12 protein-coding genes are annotated in these 11,825 nt (G+C 66.2%); 3 read left to right on the top strand and 9 right to left on the bottom strand.

Annotated elements, in window-relative coordinates; all coding sequences use genetic code 11:
- Position 1 precedes the first annotated feature (1 nt).
- Both BUA29_RS05975 and BUA29_RS05970 read left to right on the top strand, forming a co-directional pair.
- A complete protein-coding gene (locus BUA29_RS05975) occupies positions 2–1,045 on the top strand; it encodes a YheT family hydrolase (RefSeq protein ID WP_143148827.1) in 1,044 nt (347 codons plus the stop codon).
- Positions 1,032–1,634 carry a YbhB/YbcL family Raf kinase inhibitor-like protein gene (locus BUA29_RS05970; RefSeq protein WP_072755738.1) on the top strand — a complete coding sequence of 201 codons (603 nt, stop codon included), beginning with the start codon at positions 1,032–1,034 and terminating at the stop codon, positions 1,632–1,634. The genes BUA29_RS05975 and BUA29_RS05970 overlap by 14 nt, the downstream gene beginning before the upstream one ends.
- A gap of 38 nt (positions 1,635–1,672) precedes the next feature.
- Here the strand turns inward: BUA29_RS05970 and hslU are convergent, their stop codons facing one another.
- From hslU to BUA29_RS05925, 9 genes are all read right to left on the bottom strand, one after another.
- Positions 1,673–3,040 (bottom strand): ATP-dependent protease ATPase subunit HslU, encoded by a 1,368-nt coding sequence (gene hslU, locus BUA29_RS05965; protein WP_072755703.1) that lies wholly within the window; start codon positions 3,038–3,040, stop codon positions 1,673–1,675.
- Between the two features lie 101 nt (positions 3,041–3,141).
- Complete coding sequence (gene hslV / locus BUA29_RS05960; protein ID WP_072755702.1) at positions 3,142–3,693, bottom strand: ATP-dependent protease subunit HslV; 552 nt, start codon at positions 3,691–3,693, stop codon at positions 3,142–3,144.
- 170 nt (positions 3,694–3,863) lie between these two features.
- The gene (xerC, locus tag BUA29_RS05955; protein ID WP_072755701.1) at positions 3,864–4,763 is read right to left on the bottom strand and encodes a tyrosine recombinase XerC; all 900 of its coding nucleotides are present in this window, start codon (positions 4,761–4,763) and stop codon (positions 3,864–3,866) included.
- Between the two features lie 13 nt (positions 4,764–4,776).
- Positions 4,777–5,460: a DUF484 family protein gene (locus tag BUA29_RS05950; RefSeq protein WP_245770517.1), complete on the bottom strand. Its 684-nt coding sequence runs from the start codon at positions 5,458–5,460 to the stop codon at positions 4,777–4,779.
- Positions 5,457–6,296, bottom strand: a complete 840-nt coding sequence (gene dapF, locus BUA29_RS05945; RefSeq protein WP_072755699.1) for a diaminopimelate epimerase — start codon at positions 6,294–6,296, stop codon at positions 5,457–5,459. The genes BUA29_RS05950 and dapF overlap by 4 nt, the downstream gene beginning before the upstream one ends.
- Positions 6,297–6,304: 8 nt before the next feature.
- Entirely contained in the window at positions 6,305–6,433 is a 129-nt protein-coding gene (gene lptM / locus BUA29_RS11905; RefSeq protein WP_084602370.1) for an LPS translocon maturation chaperone LptM, read from the bottom strand.
- Positions 6,434–6,458: 25 nt separating this feature from the next.
- The gene (locus BUA29_RS05935) at positions 6,459–6,821 is read right to left on the bottom strand and encodes a YbaN family protein (protein ID WP_072755698.1); all 363 of its coding nucleotides are present in this window, start codon (positions 6,819–6,821) and stop codon (positions 6,459–6,461) included.
- A gap of 35 nt (positions 6,822–6,856) precedes the next feature.
- On the bottom strand, positions 6,857–8,977 hold the full coding sequence (locus BUA29_RS05930; RefSeq protein ID WP_245770516.1) for a S9 family peptidase: 2,121 nt from the start codon (positions 8,975–8,977) through the stop codon (positions 6,857–6,859).
- A 71-nt stretch (positions 8,978–9,048) separates the two neighbouring features.
- Positions 9,049–11,139: a prolyl oligopeptidase family serine peptidase gene (locus BUA29_RS05925; protein WP_072755697.1), complete on the bottom strand. Its 2,091-nt coding sequence runs from the start codon at positions 11,137–11,139 to the stop codon at positions 9,049–9,051.
- Between the two features lie 413 nt (positions 11,140–11,552).
- Between BUA29_RS05925 and BUA29_RS05920 the strand changes: the two genes are divergently transcribed.
- Positions 11,553–11,825: transposase (locus tag BUA29_RS05920; RefSeq protein WP_143148826.1), on the top strand; the 273-nt coding region annotated here is incomplete at its 3' end.

Raw genomic sequence — 11,825 nt, 5'->3', positions numbered from 1 at the left:
TATCCGTCCGTCGCGGTTTCGTCCGCCGGACTGGCTGCGGAACCCGCACCTGCAGTCAGTGCTGGCGTCCAGCCCGCTGCGTGCCGCCCGCGCCCGTCAGCGGCTGCATCAGGTGGCGGCGCAGCACACGCCGACATTGCTGACGCTGCCGGGCGGGGTGCGTCTGCAGGGCGTGGCTAGCACGCCGCGTGCGCGGCCACCGCGCGCGACGGTGCTGTTGCTGCACGGCTGGGAGGGCAGCATCCATTCCAGCTACATGGGTCTGACCGCGGCCCGCCTGCTGCGGCGCGGGTTTGCGGTGTTCCGCCTGAATTTCCGCGATCATGGCGGCACCCACCACCTCAACGAGGGGCTGTTCCATTCCAACCGGTTGGACGAAGTGGTGGACGCGGCGCGGGCCGTGGCCGCCCACTGGCCTGGCCTGCCGCTGCTGGCGGCCGGATTTTCGCTTGGCGGCAACTTCGCCCTGCGTCTGGCCTTGCGGGCGCCGGCTGCGGGGCTGCCGCTGCGGCGGGTGGTGGCGGTCTGTCCGCTGCTGGATCCGGCCCACACCATGGACTGCATGGAGCAGGGGCCGGCGCTGTACATGCGCTATTTCGAACGCAAGTGGCGGCAGTCGCTGGCGCGCAAACGGGCGCTGTTTCCGCAGATCCATGCCTTCGACGACGCCGTGCTGCGCCTGCCGATGCGGCCGCTGACGGCCTGGATGGTGCAGCATGCAACCGACTATCCGGATCTTGCCGCCTATTTCGACGGCTATTCGCTGGCGGGGGATCGCCTGCGCGCACTGACGGTGCCGGCCGACATCCTGATGGCGGCTGACGATCCGGTGGTGCCGTCCGAGGCATTCCCGCACATCGCCGGGTTTGCCAATGTCCATCTCGAACTGGCCCGCCACGGCGGCCACTGCGGATTTATCGATCGCCCCAGCATGGACGGCTATGCCGAACGCTGGGTGGCGGCGCGTTGCCTCGCCGCGCTGGAGGCCTCCGCCGTAGAATCCGGGGCGGATTCCGAGCAGGAGGATGACCATGCGCTTGCGTAGCGACAGTTTCCAGAACGGCCAGCCGCTGGCGCCGGAGTTCGCCATGGGCGCGCCCGGCGGCGGCTTTGGTGGCAACCGCAATCCGCATCTGGCGTGGGAAGACGTGCCGGCCGGCACGCGCGGGTTTGCGCTGCTGTGCATCGACCCGGACGCGCCCACTGACCCGGCGCTGGTGGCGGATGCCGCCACCCCGATCCCGGTGGAACATCCGCGCGGCGACTTCGTGCACTGGGTCGTGGCCGACATTCCGGCCGAGGTGCGCGAGATTGCCGCTGGCAGCTGCAGCGATGGCGTCACCGTCCGTGGCAAGCCGGCCGGTCACGACGCCGGCGGGGTGCGCGGGCTGAACGACTACACCGGCTGGTTCAATGGCGATGCCGAGATGGGCGGGCAGTATTTCGGCTACGACGGCCCCTACCCGCCCGCGCACGACCTGCGCATCCACCGCTATTTCTTCCGCCTGTTCGCGCTGGACGTGCCGCAGCTGGCGCTGCCCTCGCCGTTCACCGCAGCCGACGTGCTGCGGGCAATGCAGGGGCATGTGCTGGCCGAAGCCGCTCTGTACGGCACCTACTCGCTCAACCGCTGACCATGCGGGCCGCCACACCGGGCGGCCCGTCACCACCGTCACAGGATGTAGCGGCTTAGGTCTGGGTCCTGAATCAGCGTGCCCAGCTGGCTGTCGACGTCGCTGCGGTCGATGGTGACCGTGCCGCTGCGGTCGGGTGCTTCGAAGCTGAGTGTTTCCAGCAGCCGTTCCAGCACGGTGTGCAGGCGCCGTGCGCCGATGTTTTCCTGCCGTTCGTTGACCAGCGCGGCGATCTCGGCGATGCGGTCAATGGCCGCATCGGTGAATGACAGCTGCACACCTTCGGTCGCCATCAGTGCGATGTACTGGCGGATCAGTGCCGCTTTGGGCTCGGTGAGGATGCGCACGAAATCCTCCTTGCCGAGTGCGGTCAGCTCGACCCGGATCGGAAACCGCCCCTGCAGTTCCGGGATCAGGTCGGACGGTTTGGCCAGATGGAAGGCACCGGAGGCGATGAACAGGATGTGATCGGTTTTGACCGGCCCGTACTTGGTGCTGACGGTGCTGCCTTCCACCAGCGGCAACAGATCGCGCTGCACGCCTTCGCGGGAGACATCGGCGCCGTAGCCTTCGCTGCGCTTGGCGACCTTGTCGATCTCGTCGATGAACACGATGCCATGCTGCTCGCAGGCCTCGATTGCCCGCTCGCGCACCTCGTCCTCGTTGATCAGCCGCGCGGCTTCTTCGTCGATCAGCAGTGGCCGCGCCGCCTGGATGGTCATGCGTTTGCGCTGGGTCTTGCCGCCGGCCAGCTGGCCGAACAACTGACGCAGCTGTTGGCCCATTTCTTCCATGCCGGGCGGCGCGAGGATGTCCACACCGATCTGGCTGCTCAAATCCAGCTCGATCTCGCGGTGATCCAGCGCCCCTTCGCGCAGCTGCTGGCGCAGTTTCTGGCGGGTGGCCGACTCGGTCGCAGACGGCTCTGCACCGATATCCACCTCGGTACTGGCCGCCAGCCCGAACGCAGGCATGGGGTCACGCCGAGGCAGCAGGGCATCGAGGATGCGTTCTTCGGCGCGCGCTTCGGCCTGTGCCCGCACCCGCTGCTTGGCCCGGGCGCGCTGCTGCTGGACGGCGATATCGACCAGATCACGGATGATCTGCTCGACATCCTTACCGACATAGCCGACTTCGGTGAAGCGGGTGGCTTCCACTTTCACGAACGGCGCATCGGCCAGTGCCGCCAGCCGGCGCGCGATCTCGGTCTTGCCGACGCCGGTGGGGCCGATCATCAGGATGTTTTTTGGCATCACCTCGTTGCGCAGCTCAGGTGGAAGCTGGGCACGCCGCCAGCGGTTACGCAGGGCGATGGCCACCGCCCGCTTGGCGGCCTGCTGGCCGACGATGTGGCGGTCGAGTTCGGCGACGATCTCGCGCGGGGTCATGGAGGAGGAATCAGTCATGTGTGGTGTCCTGGAGGCGTCTTACCGAGGGCAGACCGATCAAGTCGCTCCCCGATACTCGCTTGGTTGATCGATCTGCCCTCGGTAAGACGCTGGCGGGGTCAGAGCTGCTCGACCACGATATTGCGGTTGGTGTAGATGCAGATGTCGCCAGCGATGTTCAGCGCCTCGGTGGCGATGGCTTTGGCGTCAAGCGGGGTGTGCGCCAGCAGCGCACGGGCGGCGGCCAGCGCGTACATGCCGCCGGAGCCGATCGCGATCAGGCCGTCTTCGGGTTCGATCACGTCACCGGTGCCGGAAATCACCAGCGAGGTATCGGCATCGGCCACCGCCAGCAGGGCTTCGAGCTTGCCGAAGCGGCGCTCGGTGCGCCAGTCCTTGGCCATTTCCACCGCCGCACGGGTCAGCTGGCCATGCTTTTCCAGCTTGGCCTCGAACAGCTCAAACAGGGTGAACGCATCTGCCGCAGCGCCGGCAAAACCGGCCAGCACCCGGCCGTCCTTGCCCAACCGGCGCACCTTGCGGGCGTTGGCCTTCATCACCGTGTGGCCGAGTGTGACCTGACCATCACCGGCAATCACCACCTGCCCGTTGCGGCGCACCGAGACGATGGTGGTGGCGTGGAACACATAGGGGTTCTGGCTGGGATCCATCGTTTTCTCCGTCAGAACGGCCTACGTGGGGGCAGCGGTGTGGTGGTTCAAGTCCCCGGTCTGACGTCGGCTGGTTGTTGGGCGGTTGCGGGGAAAAGCGTTCGCTGCCCGATCCGGCAATGCGCAGGCGTCGTATTGAAGGCAGTCACCGCAGCCGAGCCGCGTGGGCGTCAACCTTCCGGGCTGGTTTGGCGCTTGCGCTTGGCGCGCGGATGCGCCGCGTCGTACACCTTCGCCAGATGCTGGAAGTCCAGATGGGTGTAAATCTGGGTGGTGCTGATGTCCGCATGGCCCAGCAGTTCCTGCACTGCGCGCAGGTCGCCGGAGGATTCCAGCAGGTGGCTGGCAAAGCTGTGCCGCAGCAGGTGCGGATGGATGCGCTTGTACACGCCTTGCCGCTGCGCCAGCTGCTTGAGCCGCAACTGGATGGCGCGGGCGCTGATCTGTGCACCGCCACGGCCGGGAAACACAAAGCCGTCTGCGCTGGCGGCGCTGGCCTGGCGCCAGGCCAACAGTGCCTGCCGGGCGTGTGAGCCGACCGGCACGATGCGTTGCTTGCTGCCTTTACCGAAAACGCTGACCAGCCCTTGGGCGAAGTCCAGATCGCGCCAGCGTAGTGCGCAGACTTCCGACAGGCGCAGCCCGGAGGAATACAACAATTCCAGCAGGGCGCGGTCGCGCAGGCCCAGCGGGCCGTCCGCGGGCAGTGTCACCAGGTGCACTGCCTCGTCCACGTCCAGCACCTGCGGCAGTTTGCGCGGCGCTCTGGGCGCACGCACGCCGGCGCAGGGCGATGCGGCGATCCGGCCCTGTCGCAGCAGCCAGCGGTACAGGCTGCGGCAGGCCGACAGCCGGCGTTGCAGTGATTTGGGGGACAGGCCGCGCCGATGTTCGGCGGCGATGAAGCTGCGTAGATCGTCCGGCGTCAGGCTGCACAGATCACGGCCTGCAGCCCAGTGCAGCAGCGCGTCGAGATCGCGGCGATAGGCGGCCAGGGTATGCGCCGAGCCCTGTTTTTCCACCCGTAGGTGCTCCAGGAAGGCGTCGACCGGGGCGGCCGTTGCGTCCATGGCGGGGGTTTGCTCAGGCGCACCGCTGCAGTGCGGTGACCAGCGACTCGCCCATCATCCGCAAAAACAGCGTGCCCATCCCGGGGAAGAAGCGATGGGCGTCGAAACTGCCCACTGCGACCAGCCCGGTGCCGCGCAACGGCAGCAGGACCGAGCTTTGCACCTCGTCGGCGCGGGGGCCGTACAGCACGGCCTGCTTGTCCGGATGCAGCCGTCCGCAGACCGGGTCGCCGACGTCCAGCAGGATCTGGAAACTGGCCAGACGCGGGTCGTCTTCGGCCATCACCTGCCACCAGTCGGCGCCGTCCAGCTCTGGCACTGGATGGAAGGCCACCACCCGCACCAGATCGCTCTGGAAGTCCTCGCGCAGGCTGGCCACCAGCGCCCGCCAGGTGCCAGCAGCATCACGCTGGCGCATCAGTGCCAGGGTCAGCTGGTGGGTGCGCACGGCCAGCCGTTCGTTTTCCTGGGCATTGGCCAGCAGCTCGTGCAGGCGCCGGCTCAGTTCGCGGTTCTTGTCGCGCAGGATCTCCAACTGGTAGCTGGCCAGTGAGGCGGCCGGGCCGCTTTCACGCGGAACGACCAGCGCCAGCGCCAGATCCGGGAACTGCTGCAGGAAAGTGGGGTGGCGCCGCAGCCAGGCCGCCACTTCATGTGCGCCTAGGGATTCCTTCACGCTGTCGAGATCCTTGTTCACGACCATGCTCCTTCGAAAACGAAGACGGCCGGGCCGGCCATCCACACATGCCCGTCATCTGCATGCCGCCGCACGGTGAGTATGCCGCCTGGCAGGCTCACCCGGACACCATGGGTGGCCTGCACCCGGCCGCGCCGATCCAGGATCGCCACCGCCGCGCAGGCACCGCTGCCGCAGGCCAGGGTTTCGCCGACGCCGCGCTCGTACACGCGCAGCCGCAGATGATCCGGTGCCAGCACCTGCGCCATGCCGACATTGACGGATTCGGGAAAGGCCGGATGCCGTTGCAGTGCCACAGCGATGCCGGCGAGATCGGCGTCATCCAGTGCCTCCACCTCGAGCAGCGCGTGTGGATTCCCCATCGAGACCGCGCCGATCGCCACCTGACCTTCGCCCAGCGGCACCAGGTAGGGGTCCTGCGGTTCGCTGAAGCCATGCAGCGGGATGTCGGCCGGCGCAAACCGGGGGATGCCCATGTCGATCATGAACTGGCCTGCGTCATCACGCAGAACCCGATGGCGGCCGCTGGGGCTGTCGATGACGAACTCGCCCGCCGCCGGAGCCGCCCCGGCGCGCACCAGCCAGGCGGCGACGCAGCGGGCGCCGTTGCCGCATTGACCGGCGCTGCTGCCATCGGCGTTCCAGATGCGATAGGCGGCAACCGAACCGGATGTGCGTGGCGGTTCGATCGTCAACAGCTGGTCGCAGCCAACACCAAAGTGGCGATCGGCCAGGCGTGCGCACATCTCGGCGGAGGGTGGCGGCCGCCCGTCGCGCAGATCCAGCACGACGAAATCGTTGCCGGCGCCATGCATCTTGGTGAAATGCATCGCCATTCCGGTCTTTAGCCGTCGGTCGAGGGCTGGCTGGCGGGCGCGGGCGGCGTTTTGTCCGGCAGCACCAGCGGCCCCTTGTTGCCGCAGGCAGACAGCAGGGTGATGAGCAGGGCCAGCAAGAGGAAGCGTTTGGTCATGCCGGCAGTGTACCCAGCGACCGGGTCACTGTCGCGGCTCCGGCCGTCGCCATAGCCACAGCAGGGTCAGCGCCATCACCAGATCGACCGTGGCGGCCATCCATGGACGTGGCGCGGTGAACCAGACCGCCGTTCCGGAGGCCGCCATCATGACCGTGGCCAGCCATTTGGCGCGCCGGTGCACGGTGCCGTGCTGTTCCCAGTCCAGGATCGCCTGGCCAAACTGTGGGTGCTGCAGCAGCCAGCCGCGCAGGCGTTCGGAGCCGCGCGCGGCGGCAAAGGCCGACAGCAGGATGAACGGGACGGTCGGCATCACCGGCAGCAGTGCGCCCAGGATGCCCAGCCCCAGGCTGATCCAGGCCAGCAACGCCCACAGCCAACGCTGCATGGCTCATCCGGCACGATGCGGTGGCGCGCCGGGGGTCATTCAACCCCCAGCTGCGACAGCAGGAAGGCGTACATCTCGGCCTGTTCCTGATAGCGGCGGAAGCGGCCGGATTTGCCGCCGTGGCCGGCGTCCATGTTGATCCGGAATACCACGGGGGCGGTGCCGGTATTGAGCCTGCGCAGGCGTGCCACGTATTTGGCCGGTTCCCAGTACTGCACCTGCGAATCCCACAGCCCGGTACCGACGAACATGGCCGGATACGCCTGCGCGCGCAGGTTGTCGTAAGGCGAATAGCCAAGCATGTAGTGGTAGTACTCGGGCTGTTCGGGGTTGCCCCATTCGTCGTATTCGTTGGTGGTCAGCGGGATCGAAGGATCCAGCATGGTGGTGACCACATCGACAAACGGCACCTGCGAGAGGATCACCCGGTATTTGCTGGGCGCCATGTTGGCAATAGCACCCATCAGCAGGCCGCCCGCGCTGCCGCCATACGCGGCTACGCGATCGGGCGCGGCATAGCCTTGCTGCACCAGAAAGTCGGTGACGTCGATGAAATCAGTGAAGGTGTTTTGCTTCTTCAGCAGCTTGCCATCCTCGTACCAGGCCCGGCCCATTTCCTGGCCGCCGCGGATGTGAGCGATGGCATAGACCATGCCGCGGTCGAGCAGACTGATCACCGACAGCGAGAACGCCGGATCCATCGAAAGGCCGTAACTGCCATAGCCGTATTGCAGCAGTGCGGCCTTGCCATTCTTTACAAAGCCCTTCCGGTAAACGACCGAGACCGGAATCCGGGTGCCATCGCGGGCGGTGGCCCACAGCCGTTCGGTGACGTAGTTGGCTGGGTCATAGCCGGGCACCGGCTGCCGCTTGAGCAGCATGCGTTCCCCGCTGTGTACGTTCAGTGCATACACGGTGGCGGGCGTGGTCAGCGAGGTGTAGGTGTAGCGCACCCAGTCGGTGTTCGGCTCGCTGTTGTTGGCAAGACTGATCGAATAGGCGCTCTCGTCGGCCTGCAGATACTGCTCGCGGCCATCGTGCATGCGCAGGCGCACACGCTCCAGGCCCTCGCTGCGCTCGCTGATGGCGATGAAACCGGCAAACAGTTCGAAACCCTCGATCAATACGTCCTGCCGGTGTGGCACCAGATCCTGCCAGTGATCGCGTGTGGTGGCGTCGTCAGCGGCGGTGACCAGCTTGAAGTTGCGGGCGCCGTCGGCATTGGTGCGGATCACCCAGCGGCCGTCGTAATGGTCGGCGTCGTATTCGAGATCACGCGCACGCGGGCTGAGCACCTTGAAGCTGCGCGGGTCATCCGCTGGGGCGTAGCGCACCTCGGAGGACACCGTGCTGTGGCTGTTGATCAGGATGTAGCGCTCGTCGCGGCTGCGGCCGATGCCCAGGTAGAAACTGTCGTCGGGCTCCTCATAGACCACCGGATCATGGGCGGGATCGGTGCCCAGCACGTGTTTCTTGACCCGCACGGTCAGCAGGGTTTCGGGGTCATTTTCGATGTAGAACAGGGTCTTGTTGTCATCCGCCCAGACCAGATTGGGGGCCACACCTGAGATGGTCTCGGGGTAGAGCTCGCCGGTGACCAGGTTGCGGAACCGGATGCTGTACTGGCGGCGGCCGGTGCTGTCCTCCGCCCAGGCCAGCAGGGTGTTGTCGGGGCTGACATCGAACGCATCGACGCTGAAGTAATCCTTGCCCTGGGCCAGCTGGTTCACATCCAGCAACACCTGCTCGTCGCGGAAATCGCCGGCGGCATTGGCCTGCAGAATGCTGCGCGGATCCAGGCCGGGCGCATCCGGGCGGCGGGCATGGATGGGGTAGTCCTTGCCGGTCACGAAGCGGGTGTAGTACCACCAACCGCGTTCACGCGCAGGCACGCTGGCGTCGTCCTGCTGGATGCGCGCAACGATCTCCTGATACAGCCGTTCCTGCAGCGGTCGCAGCGGTGCCAACACGGCATCGGCATAGGCGTTTTCGGCATTGAGCACGCCCAGCACGGCTGGATCTTTGCGGCTGTCATCGCGCAGCCAGTAGTACTCGTCCTGGCGTTCGGCGCCGAACGGCGCCTTCACCACGTGCGGTTTCTGCGGTGCGACCGGAGGGGTGGGGGTGTTGTTGCGGGGATATGCGGGAGCACTCATCAGGGCGAGACAGGCAAACAGAGAGAAAAAACGTTGCATGGGCAACATGGCGGAAAGCAGTGTCATCAGGCTTACTGGGCCAGCCGCTGCCACAGGAAGGTGTAGGCGAGTGCGCTCATATGCGCGGCCTGGGCATTGTCCGCCGCGCCGCCGTGGCCACCCTCGATGTTCTCGTAATAGTGTGCGTCCTTACCTGCTGCGACCAGCTTGGCCATCATCTTGCGGGCATGGCCTGGATGCACGCGGTCGTCCTTGGTGGAGGTCAGCAGCAGCACCGGCGGGTAGGTCTTGGCCGGGTCAAACAGGTGATAGGGGCTGAAGGTGCGGATGAAGTCCCAGTCGGCGCTGTCGGGGTCGCCGTATTCGGCCATCCACGAGGCACCGGCCAGCAGGTGGCTGTAGCGCTTCATGTCCAGCAAGGGCACCTGGATCACGATGGCACCAAACTTGTCCGGGTACTGGGTGAGCATGTTGCCCATCAGCAGCCCACCGTTGCTGCCACCCATCGCGCCCTGGTGGCGCGGGGAGGTGATCTTGCGTGCCACCAGATCATCGGCGATCGCGGCGAAGTCTTCGTACGCCTTGTGCCGGTTGGCTTTCAGCGCCGCCTGATGCCAGCGCGGGCCGTACTCGCCGCCACCGCGGATGTTGGCCAGCACATAGACGCCGCCTTTTTCCAGCCAGGCTTTACCGATGATGCCGGAATAGCTGGGCGTGAGTGCGATCTCGAAGCCGCCATAGCCGTACAGCAGGGTCGGGGCGCGGCCATCGAACGCAAGATTCTTGGGCCGCACCAGGAAATACGGCACGCGGGTGCCGTCCTTGCTGGTGGCGAAGTGCTGCTCGATCACATGCCGGCTGCCGTCGAAAAACACCGGGTTGGACTTGAGTTTTTCCGGCGTCTTGCCGATCTCGGCCCACGACAGCGTGGTGGGGGTGAGGAAGTCGGTGGCGGTCAGCCAGACCGCGTTGCTGGTATCCGGATCCACCGCACTGACCGCCAGCGTGCCCATGGCCGGTGCGCCGGTGAAGTCGGCGCGTGCCCAGCCGTTCTTGCCGGGCGTGAGCACCATCAGCCGGTTCTTGACGTCCTCCATCACGTTGAGGACGAGGTGATCCTGCGTCCATGTGTAGCCCGCCAGCGAGCTGTGTTCATCCGGCATGAACAGCACGCTGAAATCGCGCTTGCCGGCCATGAAGGCGTCGAAATCGGCGGCGATCAGCGCGCCGGCCGGATAGGTCTTGCCGCCTGCGGAATAAGGCTCGCGCAGTTCCAGCAGCAGCCAGTTGCGGTGCACGTTCTTCTGCGCCGAGTTGGGCGCGTCGATCTTGTGCAGGCGGCCATCGCGGTCGCGCAGGTAAAGCTCGTCGTTGTAGAAGGCCAGCGTGCGGCTGACGAAGTCGCGCTCGTAACCTGGGGTGTGGTCGCGCATGGCGGCGATATACATATCGTCCGGGCGGCCCTCATAGACCAGCTTTGCGTCCGACAGCGGCGTGCCGCGCTTCCATTCCTTGACGATGCGCGGGTAGCCGGAACTGGTCAGCGAGCCGGCACCGAAATCGGTGTACACATAGACCGTGTTTTCGTCGATCCAGGCCAGACCGCCCTTGGCCTCGGGTCGGTAGAAGCCGTCCTTGACGAACTGCTTGCTGGTCAGGTCGAACTCGCGCGTCACATCGGCATCGGAGCCGCCAGGGGACAGCGCGATCAGGCAGCGCTGGTATTTCGGACGCAGGCAGTCAGCGCCATGCCACACCCACTGCGTGCCTTCGGCGGCGTTGAGGGCATCCAGGTCGAGCACGGTTTCCCATTGGGGATTGGGTTTGCGGTATTCGGCCAGGGTGGTGCGCCGCCAGACGCCGCGCGGATGCTGGGCGTCCTTCCAGAAGTTGTAGTAGTACTCGCCGATCTTCTCGACCGCGGGAATCTTGTCGGTGGAATCGAGGATGGCACGCAGATCGGCTTCCAGCGACGCAAACCCCGGGCTTTGCGCGATATCGGCTTCGGTGCGTGCGTTCTGGGCTTTCACCCAGGTCAAGGCACGTTCGCCCTGCACCTCTTCCAGCCAGAGATAGGGATCGTCACCGGCCGGTGATGGAGTGCTGGCATTGCCGGCAAGGGCCAGGCTGGCAAGAAGGGCGGCATGGGTAAGCTGGGACATGGCAGCAGTCAACGGCAGTGGAACATGGGGCGCCGACGCTAGCACGGCCAGCGCCCGTCCGGCATGTGCCGGTTAGGCCATGAAGGCGGTGGCGGGTGATGCCGCGAGGGCGGTCATCGGAGGATGTGGGCACAGCAACCCGCCGCGATGCATCGCGGCAGGTCAGCCGTGGCAATGTGCGGCCATCCGTGGCCGGCGGAAATTTCCGGCAGATGTAGAGCGTGCTCAGGCGCTGGGCGTGTCGGCTCCAGCCGCAGCGGGCTTGGCGTCGTGGTGGTCGTGCGTGGCACCGGTGGCATTGCTGCCTTCGGCGCTTCCGTCGGTTTGCCCTGCACGGGTCGTCGAGCTAGGGAAGGTCTGAACAACTCCGCCACTTTCAGCGAGAATGGGTCATCGGTTCAAGGGTGAGTTCGATGCAGCTATCGTTCGGTGATGCCGAAGGCATGGGTCGCAAGCGCACGCGGCGTGAGGTGTTCCTGGCGGAGATGGAGCAGGTGGTGCCGTGGCAGGCGCTGCTGGCCTTGATCGCGCCGCACTACCCGAAGATGGGCCGTCCCGGCCGACAGCCCTACCCCTTGGCGACGATGCTGCGCATCCACTTCCTGCAGCAGTGGTACGCGCTGTCTGATCCGGCGATGGAAGAGGCGCTGGTGGACACGCCGGTGATGCGGCGATTCGCGCAGCTG

The organism is Thermomonas hydrothermalis (assembly GCF_900129205.1).
Taxonomy (GTDB): domain Bacteria; phylum Pseudomonadota; class Gammaproteobacteria; order Xanthomonadales; family Xanthomonadaceae; genus Thermomonas; species Thermomonas hydrothermalis.
The sequence above is the reverse complement of the archived record's forward strand: the minus strand, read 5'-3'. Positions and strand labels throughout refer to the sequence as shown.